Genomic DNA, 26,084 nt, shown 5'->3' on the forward strand with positions numbered 1-26,084 from the left:
AAAGAAATACGCTTGCAAGTATGTTCTGTTCCTAAGAATCTCGTGACTTCAGTCATGAGAGGTTCAAATAAGATATTCTTTTGAATCAATTCATCAATCGCCGATCCAAAAAAAGTTAAAAGCAATCGACACTCTCAAAGCATAAACCGCTGCAATGATAATTTTTGAACGTTTGTCCATTTCTTTTTTAACAAACTAAAACGTTCCTTCGAAAAACAGTATATATTATCATCCGGAGATAACAACAAAAAAACCTTTCATCATCCGTGAAAGGTTTTATTTTAAATGACTATTATTGATGTTTTTGATAAAAAACGTCCAACTCTTTTTGATTTTTAATCGTTAAACTTTTTTCAGCGTAACGTCTTTTTAGATCTTCAAAATGTGCGCGTTTTTCTTTGGAACGCCCTTGATACACGACCCACCAAAAGAAGTCAAAATCAATTTTTTCATGACAACCTTGCGCCATGTCTGGTCGTGATTTGTTGTGATATTTGATGCGACGAGCAATGACACGTTTTAATGATGCCCATCTCGAAAACTGTAAAAAGATAATTTGATCGGCTGCTTCTAAGCGTTCTTGCTGATAAAAATTCGTATAGTTGCCGTCAATAATCCAATTATTCCCTGCTAAATGCTTGGCAACGAGTGATAAAGCTTCCTCTTTGTTCCGTTCTTGCCAATCTTCAACAAATTGAACAGTATCTAAATGCAAGACAGGAATTTGCTTTTTATCCCCTAGAAACTTCGCTAACGTTGATTTGCCGCTACCTGAATAACCTAAGATTGCGATTTTCATTTGAGTGCTCCTTCGTCTAATTTGAAAATTAACGATAGCATTTCCGCCTGAAATTAGCAATCTTTAGCTTGTATAAATTTGATGCAGTATGCTTTCTTTTAACTGCATGAAAGATTCATCCATCACAACTTCATTTTTTTCTTCCGCCAGTGCCTTCAAACTATAATCCACATCAATTGATTCTACAATCGCACCTGGTGCTTTGGACATCACAATAACGCGTGTCGCTAAAGACAAAGCTTCTTCAATATCGTGTGTAATTAAAAATATCGTTTGACCACTCTTCTGCCATAGTTTTCGCATAAGTCCTTGCATCTTCATTCTCGTCAATGCGTCTAACGCTCCAAAAGGTTCATCCATTAGTAACAACTCAGGATGATTAACCATTGTTCTTGCCATCGCAACTCGTTGCTTCATGCCACCCGATAACTCATGAGGATAGCAATCTGCAAAATCAAGCATCTCGATTTGTTCAAGAAAAAAATTCGTTTCTTCTTGTCTTTTATTGACTGGTATCTTTCGCATTTTCATGCCATATTCAATATTTTTTCGGACAGTTAGCCAAGGATAAAGGGTTGAAGTCTGAAAAACAACTCCTCGTCTCCAGTCCGGTCTATCAATTATTTCGCCATTCATTCGAACCTCGCCTAACGAGGGTTTCAGATAACCTGCGATTAATTTTAATAATGTACTCTTGCCGCAGCCTGAAGGACCCACGAGACAAATAAATTCTCCACTTTGAATCGTTAATGAAAGGGGATCCGTTGCGGTTAAGTCATCTTTTTTTGATGAATAGATAACTTGTGCATTTTCTAACGTCACAACTGCTTCCATCTTTTCTTCCCCCATTTTTATTTTCGCTCAATTAATTTTTCGATATACTCACTATTAATAAATTCGTTAACTTCTTGTTCACTAGGAATTTGATCAATTGATTTTTGCTCGACTAAGAATTCAGCAGTATCTAAAAATACTTGATGAAAATGTCCTGGTTTCGCATTTGTTCCTAAGTAATCATTCGAAATTAACTCTTCTGGTCGAAGCCATTGACTCATATTCATTTGTTTCAATGTCTCTTCTTCTGTCAAGTTCAGGTCTTTAGAAACTTGCGCTACTGCTTTAGCAGGTTCTTCAAAATAAACATTTTGTCCATCGGTTAATGCCGATAAATAATCAACGACTAATTCAGGATATTTTTTGGCAAAGTCTTTATGAACTAAATCAATATTTGATGTCATATAACCTTTTTCAGCTAAATCTCGACTTGTTAGTAACACTCGTCCTTGATCTTTCAAATGAGAAAGTGTTGGTTCCCAAGTATATGCCGCATCAAGGTCATTTCTTTCCCATGCCGCGACAATATCAGCAGTTTCCATATCTAATAAAGAAACTTCTTCTCGAATACCAGCTTCTTCTAGCGCTTTTAATAAGCTGAAATGCGAGGTTGAACTAAAAGGTACTGCAATTTTTTTCCCTTTTAAGTCGGCTACACTCTGAACCTTACTGTTTTCAGGAACGACTAGCGCTTCATTTTCACCGATGACATCATGTAACCAAATTAATTCCACTGGCAGCTTTTTAGCCAAAGCAACTACGCCATTGGTATAACCCATTTCAGCAAAATCAATACTACCAGAGACAAGTGCTTGATTGGCTGCTACACCGGAATCAAAAAATAAAAATTCTGTTTCAATCCCTTTATCTTTAAAATATTGATCAAATTTTTGTGTCGAAATCGCTACTTGCTTATCGTTGGGTACCCGAATGATACCAATTTTAACCTCTTTTGGTAATTGATTAACGGTTGTTGCTTCACCATTTTTACACGCGGATAGCGACAATAATAACATCAACATTCCTATAAGTTTCATCGTATAACGCTTCATCATTCTTTTCCTCCCCAAAATATCACTAGGCTTTCTATTTTCTTAATCCCTAAATCAAGTAAGATTCCTGTAATTCCCATAATAATAATGCCGACGAACATCACGTCACTTTTTAGATAACGACTCGCATCAATTACCATCCAGCCAATACCACTTGTTGCTGCGACCATTTCAGCTGCAATCAACGTCGTATAAGAGACACCTACTGCTGTTCTGATTCCGGTAAAAATTTGCGGTAAACAAGATGGGAAAATAACTGTAAAAAAGAGTTGAAGCTTGCTCGCTCCTAATGATTGCCCACTTAAAATATAATCCTCTTTCACTTGTTTAACAGCCGAGACACCCGCAACATAAATTGGCGCAAATGCAGCTAGAAATAAAAGAGTTACTTTAGATGTCTCATCGATTCCAAGCCATAAAACGAGTAAAGTATAATAGGCTAACGGTGGTAATGGTCGATAAAATTGAACAATCGGATCAAATATGGCTTGAAAAGTCAAAAAATAGCCACTCAACAATCCTAATGGAATACCAGCAAATAACGCAAAGAAGAGCGCAACAAACATTCGATAAAAACTGATTCCAAGTTGCCCTAGCAATGATGTACCATTGTATCCATTCTTAGCAATTTCTATGAAGGTCTCCCATGTTTTTTGAGGTGATGGAACAAGTTGTGATTGAATTAAACCTGTATTCGTAACAATCCACCAGATTAATAAAATAATTACCCAGGTCATCATTGATAAAACTTGTTTCTTATTTTTATTCTTTACTTTCATTTTTGATACCCTTACTTCCATTTTTTTTACAATTATTTTCAACATAAATCGAAGTGCTTTTATTTGAACACTTCGATTTATGTCAAATTTTTTCGAATTATTTAAACGATTTAACGTTGTGTACCTTAATAAATTTTAAAGTAAATCGAAACGGTAATTTGTTACAATCGGCTCGCGTCCTTTTACTTGATCGTTGAAATACTCATACATGCTTATTCCTAGGAAAGAACCCATTAAATTATAAACATGATCATAGCCTAACATTCCTAATGCTCGTACCATATTATAAGAACGTTGACTTGATAAGCAATGGATGTAAACTGGTTGGTCTTTAGGAATTTCATTTAATCGCTCTCTAAATTGACTCATAGGAATATTAATGGCCCCTTTAATGTGACCTTCTTGGTATTCTCTTTCTTCACGTCCATCAATAATAAATGCTCCTGATTCGACCAATGCACGGATTTCTGTAACAGATGTTTGTTTGTATTCGCCATTTAAAATATTCAAACCAACTAGCGCTGCCATATTAACTGCGTCTTTTGCAGTACCATAATCAGGTGAGTAGCATAGTTCTAATTCTTTTAAATCTTCCAAGTTTCCATTGAACGTAATTAAAGTTGCAATCACGTCAACTCGTTTATCAACATTTCCTTCGCCAATACATTGCGCTCCTAAAATTTGACCTGATGGATAAGCGTAAACTAATTTAAAGAAAATTGGTTTCGCACCAGGCATCAGGCCGACTTTATCTTTCGGAATTACATATGCCGTACGATAATCAATCCCTTCTTTTTTACAGGCTTTCTCATTCAAACCCGTACAAGCGGCATTCATATTGAATACACGTACAACAGATGAGCCAATCACTCCATGATTACGATACGTCCGGCCATAAATATGGTCTGCTGCAGCGCGTGCTTGACGTTGAGCTGGACCTGCCATCGTTAATTGTGTCACTTTTCCAGTTTGTTTATGCGTTACTTCAATAGAATCACCTACCGCATAAATGTGTGGTGCTGAAGTTTGATAGTGGTGATTAACTTTAATTGCGCCCGTTTCACCTAACTCAATACCGGATTCAACAGCCAATTTTGTTTCTGGCAACACGCCAATCGCCATCACAACCATTTGTGCTGGAATGATTTTTCCAGAATCTAAAACGACATGATCCTCACTAATTTCAACTAAACGATCTTCTAAGACAAGGTTTACTCCATGATCGTAAATTTCTTTATGTAAAATTTGTGCCATATCATAGTCAAATGGTGTCATCACTTGATCTGCTGCTTCAATTAATGTCACTTTTTTGCCTGCAAGTTGTAAGTTTTCAACAACTTCTAAACCAATAAAACCAGCTCCGACAACAGCAACTTCCTCAATTCCGTTGCTATCGATATAGCGTTTAATCTGATCAATATCCGGTACATTACGAACAGAAAAAACATTGGCTCCGCTAATTCCTTTAATTCCTTGCGGTAAAATCGCTCTTGCTCCTGGAGATAATACAAGTTCGTCATAAGATTCCGTATACTCTTCTAATGTTTGCACATTGCGGACGGTGACATTTTTTGACTCCCTATCAATTTTAATTACTTCTTGATTCACTTTTGCTGTAATATTATATTGTTTATGAAATTGTTCTGGCGTCATTAAAACCAAATCTTCTGCTTTTTCAATGGTTTCACTTAAATGAAATGGTAAACAACAATTTGAAAATGATACAAAAGGACCTCTTTCAAACATTACAATCTCTGCATGTTCATCTAATCGACGTACTCTAGCAGCCGTCGATGCGCCTCCTGCTACGCCACCTACAATTACAATTTTTTTACTCATCTTTAATCATTCCTTTAATTTTTAATTTTAATTTTGGTAAGGTACATGCTTTACCAGCAAAATATTTCAAGCCAATCAATCCACCAATTGTCATGGCAACTAAAAATACCCATCCTGAGACAGAGAAAGTACTAATCCCTGAAAATAATGCCCCAGCATTACAACCTTTAGCTAAGCGAGCACCGAATCCCATTAACAAGCCGCCACTTACAAAATACAAGCTATCTTTTTTGTTAAAATCCAAATTCCATTTCCATTTACCAGCCATTAAAAAGGCAATCACAGCACCCATAATTAAACCAAAATTACGAATGGTTCCTCCATCATTTAGCAGTCCTGTTTCTGTAGCCTTAGCGGAGATTGCTGCTAAATCGGGATTTGTAAATTGAATATTGAATAAATTAGTAACCGTTGCACTCAAGTGAGAAAACGAAGAAGTCACGCCCCAAGCTTTACCTTGGCTAACTAAAATGAAAATCCAAATAAAAGCAATTAAAAATCCTGTTTTCATAAACGTCCAACGCTCAATAAATAACTTGTGGTACAATTTTTCTGTATTCGTTACGTTCGCGTTTGCTACTAATGGTTGCTCATATTTTTCCCAATCGCCATAAATATCAGCAGAAGTCCCATTTTCTCGACGTTTCTTTTCGTATAATAGTGTTAAAATATAAATTAATGCTAAACCGATTAAGGACAGAACTAACGCGCCAAAGTAACCCAAGGAATCAGGTAAGTACATTTGAGTCCCGATTTTACCAATTGCTTGATTATCGATAACCGATCGCGCCCACTCGCCAGGCAACGAACCTAAAACGAAAAAGACGATGACAATCCATGCGCGACCTTCTCCTTCTCCCATGTCCGTTAATGTCCCTGATGCACAACCGCCGGCGAACATCATTCCAATCCCAAATAACATCCCACCAAGAATCGTACCAATATTTGTAAATGCTACATTTTGTGTTCCTGGAATGACCGCTTGATCAGCCGTTGCGGCAAAGCTAGCAACCGCCCCATTTTGTGCGGCATACCATTGGATTCCAAAAGTTACAAAGACCGTAATCGCAAACATTACTACTAAAGCCTTCGTTAAACTTCCTTCTCCTCTAACGACCAAGCGTTTTACACCACCAGCAAATCCAAAGCGTCCTCTAGAAAGAACATATCCCATTAAAACGCCGGCTAATAAATGCATCGGTAGCGACAGTTTTAATTGATTTAAGTAAAATCCAAATCCAATTAATCCAAAAATAATAATTAAACCAACAATTGGCTGTCTTTTATTCTGAAGGATGCTGATGTCTTCTTTTGTTGCCGTCGTCATATCTTGTTTCGCTTCCATTTTTTGACCTCCGATAACTATTTTTACAATTAACGTGGTATATCCCATATTTTGTCGACTTAAACATGAGAATAACTTCACAAAAAAAGTTTACTTTACGCCCTTAAAAAAGTAAAATCGAAAAAAACTATACAACTATAAGAATTTCTTATAATAAGTCATGTTGTTATTTTTGAATTTTATCGTTATTATATACAGACAGGGGGTGATTTCATGTTAGATTATCGATTGAAAACTTTTTTATCTTTGGCTGAAACACTTAGTTATACAAAAACCGCCCAAAAGTGTAACCTCTCACAACCAGCAGTCACACAACAAATAAAATCTTTACAAAATGATTTATCAACAGAACTCGTCAACTATCATAATCGTCAATTAACACTCACGAACTCTGGTGAATATTTAGCATTAGAGCTCCAAAAAATTGTACCTAAACTGAATGATATCCAACACCATCTAAGCAAAATGGAAGAAAAAATCCAACTTGGTTGCGGTAAAACAATTGGTGAGTTTGTTTTGTTCCGCAAAGATTTTTCCTTAAAAGAAGTATTAGATGACGCACGAATTGAGCTCTCAGTAGATACGACTTACTATTTGCTCAAAAAACTAGATGAACATGAATTGGATATTGCGATTGTTGCTGGTATTTTTGATCATAGTAAATATATTGCGATTCCTTATATTCAGGAAAAATTGATTCCTATTTGTTCACCAGATAATAAAAGCGCTTTACAAGCAATAACTTTATCTGATTTACGTCAGCAATCACTGTTTCTACGCGAACAAGGCTCTGGTGTTTTTGATATAATGATGAATCTCTTCAAACAAAAAAATATTTCCTTAGAGCAATTTAAAAATATGAATGAAATTGCTAATATCAATGTTATAAAAAATTTGGTTATGCAAAATAAAGGCATCAGTTTTCTCTTTGAGACTTCTATTTTGGAAAATTTAGAGGCACAGACGCTTTGTGAGATTCCCTTAATTGAAAAAGAAGCAATTGAAGATATTTATTTTTATATTGTCATTCGTAAAGAAAATAAAAATACTCCTAAAATTAAAAAATTGATTGAACACCTAATCCATTCAACCAATTAAATAAATCAAGCAAATCTCAAGTATTATGAGTATCTGCTTGATTTATTTTTGACTATTTTCAGCGAAAGTCTTACACTTAAGCCAAAGATTTACTTGAGGAGGGATTCAAATGTTTGCAATTGATATCCAACATTTTTCAAAAAAATATCGAGGAAAAGAAGTCATACATGATTTAAATTTACAAGTTAATGAAGGTGAAATTTATGGTTTTATCGGACCAAATGGTGCTGGAAAATCAACGACGATTAAAGCCTTGCTTGATTTTATTAAACCTACGACTGGTGATTTAGCAATTTTCAGTCTTGATTCACAAAAACAAGCAAAAACGATTCGCCAATTTACTAGTTACGTTTCGTCTGAAGTCCGTTTCTATCCGAACTTTACCACTCTTGAATTACTAAAAATTACGGCTCAACTTCATCAGCTTGATCAACCAAAAAAAGCCATTAATGACTTAATTGACTTATTTGACATTGCACCTCATAAAAAAGTTTCTGAGCTTTCACTTGGAAATCGCAAAAAAATTGCATTAGCTGCGAGTCTGCTCCCTAACCCACGCCTCTTGATTTTAGATGAGCCAACAAATGGTCTCGATCCTGCTATTCAGCATCGCCTATTTAACGAATTGAAAAAACGAAATGCACAAGGGATGACGATTTTTCTGTCCAGTCATAACTTAACTGAAATTCAAGACTACGCGGATCGTGCAGCCTTTATTCGAGAAGGTGAAATTATCACAGTACAAACAATTTCCAAAGAAACCTCTTTAGGAAAACTAGTCAAGATTGATTCAAAAACATTGCAAACACAAGATTTCCCGGCCAGTTTCAAAGTACTCGATCATAATAATCAGCAATGGCGCCTACTTTATACAGGTGAAAATAAGGAGCTTTTGCAGTTTCTTAGTCAACCTATCATTCAAGATTTCACTGTCCAAACACCAACATTAGAAGATCAGTTCCTATCCTTGTATGAAGGAGGTAACTTAAAATGATATTATTTAAAATGGAGTGGAAAAGACTATATAAAGGATTCTTGATTTGGACGCTACTCTTTGCAGGATTAAGTTTTGCGTTTTCTGCGATTTATCCCCAAATGTTTACTCCTTCACTGCAGGAAACGATGGATACGATGTTAAGTGGCTTACCTGAAAGTATGCTTACTACTTTTAATATTTCATTAACAGGTGAAGCAAGTATGTTTAAGCCTGTTGGTTTTTTTGCTTATTATTTCCAATATCTATTTGTTGCTGCTTGTATTTACGCGAGCCTGTTAGGTATGCAATCGTTGATTAGTGAAGAAAGCGAAGGCACGATTGACTTTTTATATGCGCAACCAATTTCACGCCAAGCGATCCTTTTTTCAAAATTTATCGCTAGACTAACGGTTATTTCATTCTTTTGGTTATTATCTGGACTTTCTTCAATGGGGAGCCTGCTAGTCTTTCGATTGGCCAGTGATCCAAAAAAAGAAATTATTTCAGGAATTACTAAAATCTACCTGTATGAATGGCTTGTGCTGATCTTCTTTTTAACTTTAGGTTTCCTAATCTCTTCGCTATTAAAAAATGCCAGTCATGCAACAAGCTTGTCATTAGCCCTCGTCTTTGGTTTTTACTTATTAGGAATTTTATCTGGCTTGCAAGAAAAATTAAATTTCCTAAGTAATTGGTCGCCGGTTCATCTAGGTATCCCTTCCTCGATTTTAAATAATGGTCTGTCAGAAGCTCCCTATCTTGCTCTCCTCAGTGTTGTCTTTTTAGCAGCTTCTTTCTATTGTTATATAAAACGTGATTTTCAAAGTTAAGAAAAATAAAAAAACAATCGAAAGCCATTCGGTCTCTGTCTGGCTTTCGATTGTTTTTTAAGTTCGTTTTATAATGAAAATAGACTCTTGGATAATTTTTTTATAAACTGTTTCTACACAAAATAATTTTGATTAAAATGTTACTACAATGATTGATAGTATTCGAACAATAAGGTTTTGATTTTACGTCTTAATATTTTTAATTCTCATGTCTATTGAATGCTAACTAACATATAGCCATATTATCCACCTATATTGAATTTTATCATTCATCATCCTTTTCTTTTAGATAATACTCTTAGTATGTTCAATCATTTATTTAACTTAGCCGCTTCAACTAATTTTTTAAAATCTTCAAAGACCTTTGCTCTTTCATCTGCCTGAACTTTTTGCCACTGCTCATATAATTCATAACTTTTCGTATGATATTTTGGCTTGGAGACTTCTATTTCTTTTTCTACTTGCTCAAAATCATTCGAAAAACGTTCAAATAATTGCTTATTACCGTTAAAATTTGCCGTTGACTCTTCTTTCATTCGCATTTCAATCGCCCGTATTTCATTCAAAACGGCTAAATAGTCAGCCACAAAAATGGGCATCGCCGCCGCTTTAAATTCTAACAATCGTTTCACCAAGACTTGATTATACGCATAAGGGCGAATCAGCTCTTTATTGCGGTATAAGCCATACAAAAATTGCTGCCATAAATCTTCGGGGAAAGTGTATCCACGATCTTTAAGCCATAGCAATTCATCCAACGCTAAATCAACTTGATTCAATCCTTTTTTGATTTCATTAGCAACCTCTTGGCTAATCCCTAAGTGATCGGCAAAATGAGTAATTCCTAAAGCGATCGTTTCACCAGTCTTTTTTGATTTTAAAATAAACTGATACTTGATGGCTTTCCCGCATTGGCAATGCAAGTGATAACGTTTTAGTTTGCGATTATAATTTTCATCGATATTGACTGTTTCAAAAACCCAGTGCGCATCAATCAAATGATGTTGATTGACAAAAAACGAACTCATTTGATACTTTTTATGTTTTTCAATTAAATGCCTTTGCGGCTTCATTAAGCGTTGATAGATTTCTTGCCGATTTTTAACCGTCAAAGCTTTACGTCCTTCTAATGGATAGGGTTTTAATTGGTAAGTATTGGGATACCACTGCTGGTATAAACTTTTTTGGTCCTTCACGTAACGTTCATCCTTATTTCTTATTTATATAGTAGAAAACTCATACAAAATCTATTCGCCTAAAAATTCGGCTGTCGGTCGTAACAATTTTTGAATGAAAAATTGAATCAAAATGCCCATAGAAACGATTGCTAAAAATGGTGCAAAAGAAATGCCTACACCTAGTAAAAAACCGATAAGTGTAAACAAGATATCAAAACTTGTGCGTACCACCCGAATCGAAAGTTTAAAAATACTACTTAACGAAAAGACGAGTGCTTCATACGCCCCGCGACCAAATCCTGCCAGTGAATAAAGGGCAATTCCAAGCGCCATCACTAAAAGTCCACTAATAAAAATCAGAACTTGCATAATCTTAGACTCCACCGAAAAAGAGAATTGTGTCAGGAAATCAGTCGTTAAAGCAATAACAAGTGGATTCAAAAGACTTCCAACGAATAACTCTTTTCGATCAATGAAAAAGACAATAAAAAGCATCACAGCACTCACAAGCAAATTCGCTTGCCCCACCGTTATCGTTAGATTCTCGGCAATACCTATCCATAACATCGTTAACGGATCACTCCCAATATTTCCTAGTATCGTTAAATAAATTCCTATTCCCATAATAAATGAGCCTATTAAAACCATGGTGCTGCGCTTCAATGCTTTTTTTATATTCATTCTTATATCCCTTTCTTTACTCATCATGCATTCTATCCTACCATTGCAACAATCGAACGTAATAATCTATGTTATAATTATCATACTAAAATGGAGGTGTTTTTTTGAAATTACTATTTTCTTATCTTAAATGGTTCATCCTTGTTTTTGCCTTAATTCTAGGTGGTTACTTGGCGTATCTCTTTTTAGATTATCAGCGTTTGGAAGATAATTTAGAACTACTTCCAAACAATCATGCGAATAACAGCCAACAAACGGAACAAAAAAACTACAAAATTACCACTTTTAATATTGGTTATGCCGCCTATCCAGCCGATTACAGTTTCTTCATGGATGACGGAAAATATTCACGTGCTTTCAGCCAAGAAGACGTTGAAAAAAATCTGACTGCCATTGAAAACCATTTGCTAGAACTAAATTCTGATGCCATTTTCTTACAAGAAGTCGATACAAAAGCGCACCGTTCTTATAAAATCAATCAAGTTGAGCAGTTAACACAAAATTTGCCTGAATATGCTTCTGTCTTCGGTCAAAATTATGACTCCAGCTATCTATTTTACCCTTTTACTAAGCCAATTGGCAAATCAAAATCAGGAATATTAACATTAAGTAAGAGTAATTTTGAAAAAGCGACGCGTTATGCTTTACCGATTGAAACAAACTTCAATAAATTTTTTGACCTTGATCGTAGTTTTACTGTCAGTCAAACGACTTTTGGTGGTCATCCGGTAAGCTTAATAAATATTCACTCCTCTGCTTTTACAAAAGATAAAAGCATTTTGGAAGACCAAATAAAAAAACTTGCTAGCAAAATGGCTGAAGAAAAAGCAGCTGGTCGTAGCGTGATTGTTGGCGGGGACTTTAATCATGATTTACTCGGAAATAGCCCTGAAGTTTTTGATACCGAACGAAAAGTTGAAACATGGACCCATCCTTTTCCAGAAGAATTATTGCCTCCTGGTTTTTCAATAGCTAAAGGTGATGTAGCCCAAGCAAAGATCCCAAGTGTCCGTGCAAGTAACAAACCTTATGTCAAAGGCGAAAATTTTGTTTCACTCATTGATGGCTTTATCGTCTCAGATGATATCATCGTCGATAGCGTGAACGTTTCCGACCTGGAATTTGCCAACTCGGATCACAATCCCGTAACACTAACTTTCCACTTTGATAAAGGAGCTTAAAAATGGATCTTTTAACAGAACTATCAAACGCTACCAATTCAGAAAAAGCCCAGCAAATGGAAAAATATATGCGCGATCAATTTCCGTTCTTTGGCATTCCCGCCCCTGAACGCAAAAAAATCTTCCAAGCGTATATGAAAACCATCGATTCAATAACAATTGATTGGGACTTTGTAGAAGGTTGCTGGAAAAAAGAGCAACGTGAATGGCAATACATTGCAATTGATTATTTAATTAGACTAAAAAAACAACTAATAATTAGCGATATTCCAAGATTAAAACAATTGATTACTACGAAATCGTGGTGGGATACTGTTGATGGACTAGATGAATTACTCGGGTACCTCGCACTACAAAATCCTGAAGTCGAAAAATTAATGCTCGATTGGAGTCAAGATGAGAACATTTGGGTCCGCCGTGTCGCAATCAATCATCAACTACTTCGAAAAAATCGAACCAACACGATATTACTCAAGCAAATTCTATGCAACAACTTAAATGATACAGAGTTCTTTATCAACAAAGCCATTGGATGGAGCTTACGTGACTACAGCAAAACCAATCCTGAATGGGTCCGCCAATTTATCCAAACCCATAAAGAGCACATGGCCCCACTAAGCATAAGAGAAGCCTCTAAGTATATTTAGAGGCTATCAATGAAGCGGTAACTGACGAGTAATAAGCTAGAATTCAGAGGTTATTTTGGTTGTTCGTCAAATGGTGTTGATGGGCCCAAAATGAGTAAAAATAATCGTCAAAATCGGTAGAGAGATTTGTTTCTCTATCGATTTTTTTTGACATTAGAAAAGAGGGGGCGGAGCCTCCCGCTCCCCTGCGAAAAATCACCTTGTTGACGAAAGCTGCGAGACCGCTTCGAAACGGTATGAAATGATCAGCGACTCGGTAATAAGCCATAATCTTTTTGAAAGTACAAAACACTTTCAAACGATTCTTTGCTTATTACTCGTCACTATTCGCTCATTTCATGACCTCTAATAGAGCCTGTAGTTGTTGGAGCCGTTCGAACGTAGTGAGTTACGGATACAATATCAGGATCTGCGTGACAACTCAGCTCGAAAGCTTCAAACTCTAGTTAAGTGCTAAAGCACTAAACCAGAGTAATTCACATTTCGTCTTTTGACGCAGCGGGCACAAGGTATTTTTCTTTGAGTCGCTAGTGCGATCTTCAAATGATTTGTTGATTATTCATATCAAGCTTCAGTGGGGGCGAAAATTAATCCCTGAATGTTGTAGATTAGATCTCTTAAATGATAAAAGTTACGATAACCATAGGAAACGCGTTTAATTAATTTAATTTTATTATTCAAGCCCTCAGTAACACCGTTAGAATAACGAAGTTCAAAAGCATTTTGAATCCCTTGCTTGTACTTCTTTAAGAAATATAATTTCTTTCGGAACCATTTCGGAAGGGCCTTATCTAATGTTTGAATCGTGGAGAAAAAGCCATCTATATCCTTCTTTTTCCGATAATAGTGCAGCAATTGAACCGCTTCATAAGCAAGTTTTAACTGGGAATCATAGCTCAAGAGCTCATCAATAATATCCTGCGCATAGAGGTATCGCTTGAATATGGGATGATAGGCAGGTTGTCGATTATCTAGAGAATCCGAATCTTTTAGAATCAGTTTCCAATACCGTTTTAATCGACGGTATTTTTTCTTATCCTCCGGATTTGAAGTATTGAAGGCATTCATTTTTTTAATTCTTAGTTGATTCAATGAGCGAGTAATTTGTTGGACGATATGAAAACAATCGATTACAATTTGAGCATTTGGAAAGATCATCTTAATCAATTGTTGATAACTAGCGTTCATGTCTATCACTAAATAACGTACTCCCAGACGAGCTTTTCTGGGAAAACGCATGAAGTATTGGACGAGTTTATCAAGTCTACGGTCTTCTAGCACCTCAAATAAGTGGTTATTTGTCCCGTCAACACAGATGAAGCTCATTGCGCCTTCACAAGACTTCATTGATTTAAATTCATTGACACAAAGAACCTGTAGTAGCGTTTGATAGCTTTTATGATACGTTTTCGCCAGTTCTTCTTGAATTCTTAAAACAGAGATATCCGATACAAAGTATTGCTGTGCAATCGACTTACGAGAACTAACTTGAGCTAATTCTAAAAGAATTTGATATTTCAACTCTTTTGCCAAATGATCATGACGTGCAACAGTTGGGGTTTGAGCGATGAAGGTTTTTCCGCAATGACGACAAAGAAACCGTGAGCGTTTCAGCTCTAAATAGGTTAACGTGTTACGAAATAAAGCCATTTGGGTACGAGTTGTTTTTGTTCCGTTCTTAACGATTTCACCTTGATTTTTTCTCCCGCATTTCTCACAATTAGTCGGCTTATAAGTCAAGGAGCCACTAATTAATTGAGCAGTGACACCTTTTATTTTCGCATCCTCCAACCAATTTTCTGGGAAAGTAATATTTTCATCTGTTAATCCAAGCATTTTTCTAGTATTATTGTCCATGAGGCTTCACTCCTGATTTGTGTTTGTTTTAGACGACTACATTTTATCAGTTTGAAGTCTCTTTTTGTCGTCAAAATATACAAAAAGTGCTGAAAGAAAATCTCTATGAGATTTTTCCATCAACACCAAATATTATACAACCGTTATTTTATGAGTTCTGCAATATCTAACAAAGAAGTGACTGAGAATTTTTTCTTAGTCACTTCTATTTTTTTCCAAGATACTCATTTTCTTTATCGATAGACCAATCTCGAATCTTTTTTTTACAAAAAAAAACTGTTAATAAATAATGAAAAAATTCTAATCAACAAATCGGTCAAATGGGATGACAGTCGCTCTTTTTTGCTATAAGATAGTTCTATTCGCTATCGAATCAAATCACAGTAGCCTAACGATTAGGCTGCTTTTTTTAGGAGGATTTTAATGAAAAATAAAAATAGTATGAAGTATTTAGCAATTTCGAACTTATTTCTTGTATTTTTAGGTGTTGGATTGGTCATTCCTGTTATTCCACAAATCAAAGAAACGATGAATTTTTCTGGAGCCACAATGGGAATGATGGTTTCAATTTATGCAATCGCACAATTATTAGCTTCACCACTTACCGGTATTCTTTCCGATAAAGTTGGACGGAAAAAAATTATTGCTGCCGGTATGATTGTTTTCTCCATCTCTGAGCTTATCTTTGGATTAGCTCAAACAAAAAATGGCTTTTTCTTTTCACGTGTTTTAGGTGGTTTTGCGGCTGCTTTAGTTATGCCCGCAGTTACGGCCTATGTCGCCGATATCACTACAATTGATGAACGACCAAAAGCAATGGGTCTAGTCTCTGCCGCGATTAGTGGTGGTTTTATTATTGGACCGGGTGTCGGAGGATTCATTGCCTATTTTGGAATTCGCGCACCATTCTTTGCCGCTTCACTTGTCGCGTTTATCGGATTTATCGTGGCTTTGATTGTTTTAAAAGAGCCTGAAAAAGCCTTTAACGAAAATCTCGAATTGCCTAAGAGTTCAATCTGGGAAATTTTGAAAAACCCGCTCTTCACGTCACTATTTATCATTATTTTAATCTCATCTTTTGGATTACAAGCCTTTGAATCGATTTATAGTATTATGGCAACGATTAATTTCAATTTCTCAGTCAGCGAAATTGCGATGATTATTACCGTCAGTGGTTCGATTGCTTTAATATGTCAAATCTTTTTCTTTGATTGGATTGTCTCGCATCTAACCGAAATGGGATTGATACAATTGACTTTCTTCGTCAGTGGTATTTTTATTGCGGTGATTGCTTTTACCGATAGTCATCTCGTAGTCATCTTATCCACTTTCGTCATTTTCTTAGCCTTTGATTTATTTCGACCAGCTGTCACAACTTATTTATCAAAACATGCTGGCGATCAACAAGGAACAATTAATGGTTTGAATTCAACTTTTACGAGTTTTGGAAATATCATCGGACCAATGGCAGCCGGTTCGTTATTTGATATCAATCATTTCTATCCTTACTATGTATCAGCAGCCATCTTAATCGGTACCGGTTTCCTAACACTCTTTTTAAATGCGAAAAAAGTACCTCAACAAAAAATCCACGCAGTGAAATAATGCGTGGATTTTTTTATTTTATTATTGATTACTCAAATTCAGCAACCAATGCCTCTAATTCATTTAAGCGTGTTTCAAAAACATGCATCGCATCTTGTAAATATGCAACACTCGTCATGTCAACTCCAGCTTTTTTCATCACTTCAATTGGGAAATCACTACTACCGGCTTTTAAATAAGTTAAATACTTCTCTAACGAATCGTCGGCACCATGTAAAATTTTATCCGCTAACGCTGAAGCAGCAGAAAAACCAGTTGAATATTGGAACACATAGTAATTATAGTAGAAATGCGGAATTCTTGACCATTCCAAACGAATTTCTTCATCTTTAGTTAAAGCATCGCCATAATAGCGCGTGTTTAATTCGCCATAATTTTCACTCAAGAATTCACTGGTTAATGGTGTTCCCTTGGCGTCTTCAACGTGCATAAAATGCTCAAATTCAGCAAATTGGGTTTGACGGAAAACGGTACCTTTAAAGCCATCTAAGTAATGGTTTAAAATATAAGCGCGAACTTTTGGATCGGCTTCGGTTTTTAGTAAGTACTCAGTTAAAAGATTTTCATTGGTAGTTGAAGCGATCTCTGCTAAGAAAATTGAATAATCACCATACACATATGGTTGATTATTGCGGGTAAAGTAACTATGCACACTATGACCAACTTCATGAACAAGTGTATACAATTGATCAATCGCATCATGCCAGTTCATTAAAATATAGGGTGCTGTATCATAAGCTCCTGAAGAATAGGCGCCACTACGTTTGCCTTTATTTTCAACGACATCAATCCAACGACTTTCAAACGCTTCTTTTACAACGGCTAAATATTCTTCACCTAAAGGTTTTAACGCTTCTAACGCTTTTGCAACGGATTCTTCATAAGTATAACGAATCGGTGCTTCACCTAATACCGGAGTATATAAATCATACGTATGTAATTCATCTACACCTAATAGACGTTTACGTAACGCCATATAACGGTGCAATAATGGCAAGTTCTCATTAACAACATTCACTAAGTTGTCATAGACACTTTCAGGAATATGGTTATTACTTAGTGCAGCTTGACGCGCAGAATCGTATTTACGGATTTTTGCATTATAATTGTGTCCTTTAATATTGGTACTTAAAGTTGTCGCAAAAGTGTTACGGAATTGTTTATAGACCGAATAAATTCCTTTAAACGCATCTTCTCGGACTTGACGGTTTGTACTTTCCATTAATTTTCCATAAACACCATGTGATAATTGAACATCCTCACCATCTTCACCTTTGATAATAGGAAATTCTAAATCTGCGTTATTTAACACCGCAAAAGTTGAGCTTGGTGAACTGAAAATTTCACCTGCAGCTGCTAGTAAAGCTTCTTGTTCTGCTGGTAAAACATGGCTACGATTCGCAATAATCTGTTTCACATAATGATTGTATACGGCTAAATCTTCCATCTCTAAATAAGCTAAAATCTCGTCATCAGATAACGTTAAGAGTTCTGGCTCAAACCACGAAATAGCTTCACTGACTTGTGCATACAGAGCACCCGCACGACCATATAGCCCTTGGTATGTCGTATTTGCTGTGTCTTGGTCATTTTTTAAATGACTGTAGACATAGAGCAGTTCTAATCTACGAGAAATTGAAAAAACGGCTTCTAGTGCTTCTAAAAACACTTTTGGCCCCTGGTTTAATTTACCTTTAAAAGCTGTAACCTTTGGTAATTCTGCTTGTAATTCACTAAATGCTTTTTCAAATGCCTCATCATCTTTAAAAATAGTTGTTAAATCCCAAGTTAATTCAACTGGAACTTCTTCACGTAACGGTAATTGTTGTGGACCTTTTGACATAAAAAAACGCCTCCTTTTCTTTTAGTTTAGCATATAATTATTTATTTTCACTTACTTTCTCTTATTTTTTTACTACTAGCTAAAATACGGCATTCAAAATAGATTGCTTGTAATATTTTTTCCTTTGGAATCAAAGGAAAAAACCAATTAAAATAATCTTTCTCGATTAAAAATAACCATTGATTGTAGGTACTTGACTTTAAATAAAGCCAGCGTAAATAAAGTAACTCCTCTTCGAAAAAGAAAAAATAACGACTATCCTCATAGCACCATTGAGGTAAATGCAGCAAATGCCCACCTTGTAAATATAATTTTTCTTGTGCCGCTAAAATCTTAGCTTCTCGTTGGCATAACTTTCTTTTTAAGACCCCCTGAAAAGCGAATATGTCCCACTCCCTATTTGATTGCTTATCCATTATTTTATTACTTAAAATTGCTCTTAAAGAATCTCTTCGATAGTTAAATACTTGAATTTCATAATTATAACCATTTTGATAATGCCATTGAAACTGGTAACAAAGACGAATTTCTTGATCATTTTCTGATAAGAGCCATAGTTTTACACCCAACTTTTGATCATAATAGCAACAAGCTTTTTGGAACTGACTTAAACGTTTTTTGGGATGAAATTGTTGACCTAATAACCACCAAGGATAGTAACGATGAGAGACATAGTTTTCGGTCCGCTCGAGAAATCGTTCGAACGATAAGGAAGAACATTGAAATTCAAAAGCAATATTTCCCCAAAGAACATCTGGTCGTTGTTTCAATTCTGGTAAATAAGCTTCCAACTCGCTATTAGTCGCCCATTGATGCAATAGCAATTTTCCTGATAAATGTTCCGTTGTCTCACCTTCGCTAAAACTTTGACAATCTTCTAATGCCACATGTGCAAAATGAGCAGCGATTAACTTTCCTTTTTTTAGCTGCACTCGCCCTTTACATCCTGGACAATACCAATCAACACACGTGGGACCAGCCAGATCTTTTGCCCATATTTTAATGCCGAATTGATTTTCTGCGACAAACAATCTCCTCATCTCCTTTCCTACAAATAACTTCGCAAAAAAGAAAAGTTTTTTTCTAAATCAAGCATTTAGTTTAAGAGAAGATAGACAAAAGCGGTTGTATAATATTTGGTGTTGATAGAAAAATCTCATAGAGATTTTCTTTCAGCACTTTTTGTATATTTTGACGACAAAAAGAGGCTTCAAACTGATAAAATGTAGTCGTCTAAAACAAACACAAATCAGGAGTGAAGCCTCATGGACAATAATACTAGAAAAATGCTTGGATTAACAGATGAAAATATTACTTTCCCAGAAAATTGGTTGGAGGATGCGAAAATAAAAGGTGTCACTGCTCAATTAATTAGTGGCTCCTTGACTTATGAAGCCGTTCAATTGTTGCACTATTATCGAAAAAAGAAGGATATAGATGGTTTTTTCTCCACGATTCAAACATTAGATAAAGCTCTTCCAAAATGGTTCCGAAAGAAATTATATTTCTTAAAGAAATACAAGCAAGGGATTCAAAATGCTTTTGAACTTAGTTATTCTAACGGTGTCACTGAGGGTTTGAACAATAAAATTAAATTAATTAAACGCGTTTCCTATGGTTATCGCAACTTTTATCATTTAAGAGATCGAATCTACATCATTCAGGGCTTAATTTTCGCCCCCACTGAAGCTTGATATGAATAATCAACAAATCATTTGAAGATCGCACTAGCGACTCGAAGAAAAATACCTTGTGCCCGCTGCGTCAAAAGACGAAATGTGAATTACTCTGGTTTAGTGCTTTAGCACTTAACTAGAGTTTGAAGCTTTCGAGCTGAGAGACTACAGGCTCGAAGCGGTCTCGCAGCTTTCGTCAACAAGGTGATTTTTCGCAGGGGAGCGGGAGGCTCCGCCCCCTCTTTTCTAATGTCAAAAAAAATCGATAGAGAAACAAATCTCTCTACCGATTTTGACGATTATTTTTACTCATTTTGGGCCCATCAACACCATTTGACGAACAACCACAAAAGCGACTAGGCATCTACTGACACCTAGTCGCTTGTTTTGATTAAACTTCAAAATATTTATTGATGGTTCCTAAAGCATCCCCAGACATGATTGCTTGTCCATGTTCAAATAAAACTTCTTCTGTAATTTCAACTAGACGTGCAAACTCAGAGATATGTGCGACACTGTTTTTAATCAGTGTTTCTGATAAGTCATCAGTAAAACGAACACTTAAATAGTAATGATCTTTAAGCATATACAAACTTGTTTGCGCATCGTCTAAGGTAACAGAGGCCGCGATATAAATCGCTGCTTCAAAATTCATTAAAGCAAACACATATTTACGTGCCACTTCTGGAATTTTTTCTTCTATTTTTTTCTTCTTCGCTTTGCGTTTGCCAACTTCTTTATCGTTATCTTGTTTGGTATTTAAGGCACTTAGTAACTCCTCAACCGCTTCTTCTTGATGCTGGGCCTCTTCTGCTTCGGTAAATATTGAAAGCAGTTCATCATCGGTAAATTGATCGGTAAAAATTTCATACGGTGTCATTTCATCTGGTGAAAGATTTTTACTAATAATCAACTCGAGGCCATCACCTTTGGGAAGTACTTGGAACGTAACTGCTTCACTTCCGATGAATTGTTCCTCTACGTCAACTTCTTCTAAGATACTATAAAAGAAAGACTCGATTTCTTGATGATTCCCTAATAAATCGATAAAGGTAATGCCGCGAGCAACTAAATCCTCACCTTGAATTAATACGCGAATCGTATTTTCATTAATATGTTCCATTTCCATTGTTTGGCTACACCTCACTTTACTTATCTTCTATTTAATTGTAACGAAAGAAAAACAAAAGTAAAGGAAAAAACGTCCCTCTACCTTCATTCTGAGTAAATCTTAAACTAAATCAAGCGACGCTTAGCAATTTTTCACTCAGGGAAATATTAAAAAAGCTGGAACAGACGAACTGTTTCAGCTTTTGTTTATTATAGTCCTGACATTAATTGCGCCTGACGCAATTCAAACTGTCGAATATCTCTTGGTAAGAAACGACGAATTTCATCTTCATTAAACCCAACTTGCAAACGCTTCTCATCAACCATAATTGGACGACGCAATAAACCAGGATTTTCTTGTACAAGTGTCAATAACCCCTGCAACGGTAAATCATCTAAATCCATGTTTAACTTCTGGAAAACTTTCGAACGAGTTGAGATAATCTCCTCTGTTCCATCTTCTGTCATCTGTAGAATTGATTTTAGTTCGGAAATATCTAATGGTTCTGAAAAAATATTTCTCTCAACAAAAGGGATCTCATGTTCTTGTAACCAGGCACGGGCTTTGCGGCATGACGTACAGCTCGGGGAAGTATATAGTGTCAACAACGTGCATCACTCCTTTTTTATTAAAAAGCAAAAGAACAGTTACCATTTTTGTTTCATTGTTGTACTCATTATACAGGAAAACATTAGAGATTACTAGCGTTCTTTTGAAGTTTATCTTAAAGTGTTGGCATGTAAAGATTGATTTTATCGAGACTCTGCACCCTTTAATTAAAATGAAACAAGAGTGTTTCTCATTTCATTTTAATCCCTATTTTTGTAAACAGTAAAAAAATCTATACTAGTCTATTGCGCCTTATCATGGAATTGTGCATCATAAAGTTTACGATAATGGCCTTTTTTAGCCATCAATTCATCATGTGTCCCTTCTTCTAAAATGCCTTTTTCACTCATCACGATAATTCGTGTCGCATGTTTAATCGTCGCTAAACGATGGGCAATAATCAGCGTTGTCCGGCCTTTCGCTAATGAATTCAATGATTCTTGGATGACTGTTTCTGTTTCTGTATCAAGTGCCGAAGTTGCTTCATCTAAAATTAAAATTGGTGGGTTCTTTAAGAACATACGCGCAATTGCGACGCGTTGTTTTTGTCCGCCAGATAATTTTACGCCCCTTTCGCCGACAATTGTATCGAGTCCTTCTGACATTTGATTAATTACACCTTCTAAATGGGCTAATCGCACGGCATGAAGGATTTCTTCTTCACTGGCATCCAACTTTCCATAGGCGATATTTTCACGCATTGTTCCCGGAAATAAGAAAACATCTTGTTGTACCGTACCGATTTGATGGCGCAGCGACGACAGTGTCATCTCTTGAACATTCATCCCATCAATCGTAATCTCACCGCTAGTTGCTTCATAAAATCGTGGCAATAAATTACATAACGTCGTTTTCCCAGAACCACTTTGTCCAACAAACGCTACCGTTTCACCTGCTTGAATATCAAGTGAGATTTTATTTAAAACTTTTGTATGATCGGCATAAGAAAAAGAAACATCTTTATAAGAGATATTACCAGTTAAATGATCAACTGCAACCGCATCTGCTCGATCGACAATCGTGGGTTTCTTATCCAACTCTTCGGTTAAACGACGGAAACCAGCAATGCCTTTTGGGTAACTTTCAATCATCGTATTGATTTTTTCAATTGGTCGAACAAAGACATTAGATAATAAAATGAAACCAACAAACTCTCCATACGTTAATTGTCCTTGAATTGTATAATAAGCACCAAAAATTAACGCAAATAAATTGATTAAACGAATCATGAAATAATTATAAGAAGAACTAATTGCCATTACCTTGTAAAAGACAATTTTCGAACGGCGGTACAAATCACTCAAATAGTTAAAACGTTTTTTCTCATGTGCTTCATTTGCAAATGATTGGGTCACACGAATACCACTGACCGCCGCTTCCACTCCCGCATTAAATTCACCTAAATTGTCATAAATTTCGGTATTGACTTTTGTCATTTTTTTATTGAAAAAGACCAATGCTAAAGTGATTAACGGAATTAACGCAAAGGTCGCCCATGCTAATTGCGCATGCATACGAAACATTAAAATAAATGATCCGACCAAAGTCATCACTGTTATAAAGACATCTTCTGGGCCATGATGCGCCACTTCTGAAATCTCAAATAAATCTGTCGTTAAACGACTAATTAACTTCCCGGTTTTTTGATTATCATAATATTCAAACGGTTGATGCTGCAAATGTTCGAACAATTCATTTCGCATGTCTGTTTCGATATTAACGCCTAAAACATGTCCAAAATAGACAACAATATATTGCAACACCGTATTTATTATATAAAAAGTAAACAGTCCTAAACTTGCGAGTAAGACATATTTGAAATTATTTTGCGGCATAATCTGGTCAATCACTTGATTAACGGCCACTGGAAACGCCAATTCCAATAAACCTGCCAAAACGGCACAGCAAAAATCTAACATAAATAAACCCTTATAAGGACGATAATAACTAAAAAAACGTCGCATACTTTCGACTCCCCTCATTTTCTCTACCCATTAGTATAACAGACTTTCGTACCAATGAAACTTCGAGAGCCCTTTTTCTCTAAAAAACAATATATTCACAAAAAAATAAACAATATTTGTGAAGATTCACTAAAAATGTTACACTATGTAAGAAAGGGTGGCGATAATAATGAGAAGTGACTTAAATACAATAGAACATGTAAGAAAATGGCTTGCTGATAATAATAAAACCCAAGTATGGCTAGCTGCCGAAATGGATAGTGCTCCTTCCTTGATTAGTCAACTATTCAGTGGAAGTCGAAAGCTTCAGCCTGGGCATATTGAGAGATTTTCAGAAATCACTGGAATGACTATTTCTGAACTCGCATCTTCATCCAATGAATCTAGTAATAATTTAGTTTATTCTTTAAGAGGTCATATTTCCAATGAAAACAGTGAACGTGCCTTACGCCAATTGTTACTCGACGCTGAACACTTTGTTCAATTACTAAATAAGTAGGTTATCATAATGACTATAACAAGAAAAATTCAAGCAGAAAAAACGGCAAAAGTCTATGCTGGTGCTTTTTTAAAAGATTATTTAGGAGAAGAAGTTTTTTTAGGAAGTGAAATCGAAAAAGTTTTAGCCAAAAAGGCATCTATCATTTATCAAAAAGTTGAAGATTCTTCATACTACGGCGCTGCAATTCATATGTTAGATAAACACATCATAGCTATCAATACTTTTCAACCATTGCGCATAAGATATTATAGTGCTGCTCATGAACTTTGGCATCTACAATACGAGTCAAATGAAATTCCAATTCCATATGAAAGTCTTGATCATGAACGGGCTGCTGACCATTTTGCTGCAAATGTCATGATGCCTGAAAATCTAGTAGAATCTCTTTTGAGAAATTTACAAGGAGATATTAGTGACAAAGTAATTGAAATTGCAGATCTCTCTTCTATGCCTTATGTTGCAGTAACTAGAAGATTGAGAGAACTTGGAAATAAAATTCCTACTTTGATTATAAAAAGAACTGAAGAAGAATGGAAAATAATCAGAAAAGAACTTGGTTTTCCACCAAGCTACTTAGATGAAAGTTATCCATTCGAACAGTTTAGCGATTTCTCAAAAGAAGTTGATAAACAAGTCCGTGATAATAAAATTACTTTAGAGATGGCCTTCAATCTTATTAAACATATTGACCCTAAAAAGGCGGAAGAATATTGGATTCAAAGACAACAGCTTAAGGATGAGTGGTTAGATGATGAGTAATTCAATTCAAAAAGTATTTATCGACTCCAACATGTTAATTTTTGCTGTCGATTTCCAAAAAAATAATATTTTAGAATGGATGAACCTTCTGTATGATGATATCTATATTCATATCGAGGTTTATAACGAATTACTAACCTCCTCAATAAAAAAACTGTCCGTTCTTTTATTAATGAAAAACAATGGACTTTATTTGATCCATCTGATTCCTCCTATCTAACGAAAGCTGAACAGGAAATCTATCGAAATAGACTAGCTGATGTTACAGAATCCTTTCAGCGAATGAATCTAAATAGACTAAAAGAAGGCAGACCATTCAAAACAGTTTCGAATTTTGGTGAAATTGCTACGATTACTGCTTGCTTAATGATTAATGCCAAAGTAATTTGTAGCAATGATTTCGATATCAGAACAATCGTCACTCAAGAAGATTTCCGTGTTTTGATTGATGAGCAAGATGTACTGATTAAACAAGACTCAGCTGAAGATTTCTGTGTTTATTGCTATCAGAAAGAAATTGCCTCACGTAAGAGTGTTCGAAATTTCTACAAATCGATTATTTTTGAGTCCCAACAAAGAGATTCAAAATTATAGAATTTGCGGGCGAGAAAACCCACTATTTTAATGGTGGGATGATAGCCCGTAGACGTACTGTAAGAATGTAGAGAAACTTGCATTTAGAGGCCATACAAAAACTCGTATTGTCCAATGAAGAAACTGAATTACTGGGAACTCGTAAAGCTAACGAAACGACAACGTAGGGATATCAAACCCAAGCGTGAACGTGGTGAAAACAGAAAAAATTCGTTAGATGGCATAAGCTTAAATCCTAAGTGTTCACATAATCGAAAATCAGCAGCCAAGCCTAGAAATAGGAAGGTTCAACGACTATTCCTCTTGAGGGAAGTCCACACAAGTA

Annotated in this window: 23 protein-coding genes and 1 pseudogene; 10 read left to right on the plus strand and 14 right to left on the minus strand. The window is 35.7% G+C overall.

Annotated features, from left to right (window positions below):
- Positions 1 to 292: 292 nt before the first annotated feature.
- From ACFO3L_RS00010 to ACFO3L_RS00035, 6 genes are all read right to left on the minus strand, one after another.
- Positions 293 to 799, minus strand: coding sequence for a P-loop NTPase family protein (locus ACFO3L_RS00010; protein ID WP_379962754.1), 507 nt, complete (start codon positions 797 to 799; stop codon positions 293 to 295).
- Between the two features lie 63 nt (positions 800 to 862).
- Positions 863 to 1,633, minus strand: a complete 771-nt coding sequence (locus tag ACFO3L_RS00015; protein WP_379962755.1) for an ABC transporter ATP-binding protein — start codon at positions 1,631 to 1,633, stop codon at positions 863 to 865.
- Positions 1,634 to 1,650: 17 nt separating this feature from the next.
- A complete protein-coding gene (locus tag ACFO3L_RS00020) occupies positions 1,651 to 2,688 on the minus strand; it encodes a taurine ABC transporter substrate-binding protein (RefSeq protein ID WP_379962756.1) in 1,038 nt (345 codons plus the stop codon).
- On the minus strand, positions 2,685 to 3,464 hold the full coding sequence (locus ACFO3L_RS00025; RefSeq protein WP_379962757.1) for an ABC transporter permease: 780 nt from the start codon (positions 3,462 to 3,464) through the stop codon (positions 2,685 to 2,687). The genes ACFO3L_RS00020 and ACFO3L_RS00025 overlap by 4 nt, the downstream gene beginning before the upstream one ends.
- Positions 3,465 to 3,599: 135 nt before the next feature.
- Positions 3,600 to 5,303 (minus strand): FAD-dependent oxidoreductase, encoded by a 1,704-nt coding sequence (locus tag ACFO3L_RS00030; RefSeq protein WP_379962758.1) that lies wholly within the window; start codon positions 5,301 to 5,303, stop codon positions 3,600 to 3,602.
- On the minus strand, positions 5,296 to 6,648 hold the full coding sequence (locus tag ACFO3L_RS00035; protein ID WP_379962759.1) for a YeeE/YedE family protein: 1,353 nt from the start codon (positions 6,646 to 6,648) through the stop codon (positions 5,296 to 5,298). Before ACFO3L_RS00035 ends, ACFO3L_RS00030 begins: the two co-directional genes overlap by 8 nt.
- A 213-nt stretch (positions 6,649 to 6,861) precedes the next feature.
- Here ACFO3L_RS00035 and ACFO3L_RS00040 point away from each other — a divergent pair, with 213 nt between their 5' ends.
- From ACFO3L_RS00040 to ACFO3L_RS00050, 3 genes are all read left to right on the plus strand, one after another.
- Positions 6,862 to 7,746 (plus strand): LysR family transcriptional regulator, encoded by an 885-nt coding sequence (locus ACFO3L_RS00040; protein ID WP_379962760.1) that lies wholly within the window; start codon positions 6,862 to 6,864, stop codon positions 7,744 to 7,746.
- 109 nt (positions 7,747 to 7,855) lie between these two features.
- Positions 7,856 to 8,740, plus strand: coding sequence for an ABC transporter ATP-binding protein (locus ACFO3L_RS00045; RefSeq protein ID WP_379962761.1), 885 nt, complete (start codon positions 7,856 to 7,858; stop codon positions 8,738 to 8,740).
- Positions 8,737 to 9,552: an ABC transporter permease subunit gene (locus ACFO3L_RS00050; RefSeq protein WP_379962762.1), complete on the plus strand. Its 816-nt coding sequence runs from the start codon at positions 8,737 to 8,739 to the stop codon at positions 9,550 to 9,552. The genes ACFO3L_RS00045 and ACFO3L_RS00050 overlap by 4 nt, the downstream gene beginning before the upstream one ends.
- A 311-nt stretch (positions 9,553 to 9,863) precedes the next feature.
- Here the strand turns inward: ACFO3L_RS00050 and ACFO3L_RS00055 are convergent, their stop codons facing one another.
- Both ACFO3L_RS00055 and ACFO3L_RS00060 read right to left on the minus strand, forming a co-directional pair.
- The gene (locus ACFO3L_RS00055) at positions 9,864 to 10,748 is read right to left on the minus strand and encodes a hypothetical protein (RefSeq protein ID WP_379962763.1); all 885 of its coding nucleotides are present in this window, start codon (positions 10,746 to 10,748) and stop codon (positions 9,864 to 9,866) included.
- A 51-nt stretch (positions 10,749 to 10,799) separates the two neighbouring features.
- Positions 10,800 to 11,411, minus strand: coding sequence for a YczE/YyaS/YitT family protein (locus ACFO3L_RS00060; RefSeq protein ID WP_379962764.1), 612 nt, complete (start codon positions 11,409 to 11,411; stop codon positions 10,800 to 10,802).
- A gap of 104 nt (positions 11,412 to 11,515) precedes the next feature.
- Between ACFO3L_RS00060 and ACFO3L_RS00065 the strand changes: the two genes are divergently transcribed.
- Positions 11,516 to 12,592, plus strand: coding sequence for an endonuclease/exonuclease/phosphatase family protein (locus tag ACFO3L_RS00065; protein WP_379962765.1), 1,077 nt, complete (start codon positions 11,516 to 11,518; stop codon positions 12,590 to 12,592).
- A 2-nt stretch (positions 12,593 to 12,594) separates the two neighbouring features.
- Positions 12,595 to 13,239 carry a DNA alkylation repair protein gene (locus ACFO3L_RS00070; RefSeq protein ID WP_379962766.1) on the plus strand — a complete coding sequence of 215 codons (645 nt, stop codon included), beginning with the start codon at positions 12,595 to 12,597 and terminating at the stop codon, positions 13,237 to 13,239.
- Between the two features lie 564 nt (positions 13,240 to 13,803).
- On the opposite strand, the gene ACFO3L_RS00075 is transcribed toward ACFO3L_RS00070, so the two are convergent.
- Entirely contained in the window at positions 13,804 to 15,096 is a 1,293-nt protein-coding gene (locus tag ACFO3L_RS00075) for an ISL3 family transposase (protein ID WP_379962767.1), read from the minus strand.
- 423 nt (positions 15,097 to 15,519) lie between these two features.
- On the opposite strand from ACFO3L_RS00075, the gene ACFO3L_RS00080 reads away from it, so the two are divergent.
- Entirely contained in the window at positions 15,520 to 16,701 is a 1,182-nt protein-coding gene (locus ACFO3L_RS00080) for an MFS transporter (RefSeq protein WP_379962768.1), read from the plus strand.
- Positions 16,702 to 16,729: 28 nt separating this feature from the next.
- Here the strand turns inward: ACFO3L_RS00080 and pepF are convergent, their stop codons facing one another.
- Entirely contained in the window at positions 16,730 to 18,544 is a 1,815-nt protein-coding gene (gene pepF, locus ACFO3L_RS00085; protein ID WP_379962769.1) for an oligoendopeptidase F, read from the minus strand.
- A 47-nt stretch (positions 18,545 to 18,591) separates the two neighbouring features.
- Positions 18,592 to 19,584 (minus strand): competence protein CoiA, encoded by a 993-nt coding sequence (locus tag ACFO3L_RS00090; RefSeq protein ID WP_379962770.1) that lies wholly within the window; start codon positions 19,582 to 19,584, stop codon positions 18,592 to 18,594.
- A 348-nt stretch (positions 19,585 to 19,932) separates the two neighbouring features.
- On the opposite strand from ACFO3L_RS00090, the pseudogene ACFO3L_RS00095 reads away from it, so the two are divergent.
- Positions 19,933 to 20,238, plus strand: a pseudogene (locus tag ACFO3L_RS00095) (transposase); the annotation flags it as partial.
- A 373-nt stretch (positions 20,239 to 20,611) separates the two neighbouring features.
- On the opposite strand, the gene ACFO3L_RS00100 reads toward ACFO3L_RS00095, so the two are convergent.
- The 3 genes from ACFO3L_RS00100 to ACFO3L_RS00110 form a co-directional block, all read right to left on the minus strand.
- Positions 20,612 to 21,349, minus strand: coding sequence for an adaptor protein MecA (locus tag ACFO3L_RS00100; protein WP_379962772.1), 738 nt, complete (start codon positions 21,347 to 21,349; stop codon positions 20,612 to 20,614).
- Positions 21,350 to 21,540: 191 nt separating this feature from the next.
- Positions 21,541 to 21,939 (minus strand): transcriptional regulator SpxA, encoded by a 399-nt coding sequence (spxA, locus tag ACFO3L_RS00105; protein ID WP_379962773.1) that lies wholly within the window; start codon positions 21,937 to 21,939, stop codon positions 21,541 to 21,543.
- Positions 21,940 to 22,182: 243 nt separating this feature from the next.
- On the minus strand, positions 22,183 to 23,904 hold the full coding sequence (locus ACFO3L_RS00110; RefSeq protein ID WP_379962774.1) for an ABC transporter ATP-binding protein: 1,722 nt from the start codon (positions 23,902 to 23,904) through the stop codon (positions 22,183 to 22,185).
- Positions 23,905 to 24,073: 169 nt separating this feature from the next.
- On the opposite strand from ACFO3L_RS00110, the gene ACFO3L_RS00115 reads away from it, so the two are divergent.
- The 3 genes from ACFO3L_RS00115 (at position 24,074) to ACFO3L_RS00125 (ending at position 25,759) form a co-directional block, all read left to right on the plus strand.
- Positions 24,074 to 24,403, plus strand: a complete 330-nt coding sequence (locus ACFO3L_RS00115) for a hypothetical protein (RefSeq protein ID WP_379962775.1) — start codon at positions 24,074 to 24,076, stop codon at positions 24,401 to 24,403.
- A gap of 9 nt (positions 24,404 to 24,412) precedes the next feature.
- Entirely contained in the window at positions 24,413 to 25,165 is a 753-nt protein-coding gene (locus ACFO3L_RS00120) for an ImmA/IrrE family metallo-endopeptidase (RefSeq protein WP_379962776.1), read from the plus strand.
- A gap of 282 nt (positions 25,166 to 25,447) precedes the next feature.
- Complete coding sequence (locus ACFO3L_RS00125) at positions 25,448 to 25,759, plus strand: hypothetical protein (RefSeq protein ID WP_379962777.1); 312 nt, start codon at positions 25,448 to 25,450, stop codon at positions 25,757 to 25,759.
- The last annotated feature ends 325 nt before the right edge of the window (positions 25,760 to 26,084 follow it).

Origin of the sequence: Enterococcus eurekensis (assembly GCF_042654605.1) — a bacterium.
GTDB lineage: Bacteria > Bacillota > Bacilli > Lactobacillales > Enterococcaceae > Enterococcus_I > Enterococcus_I eurekensis.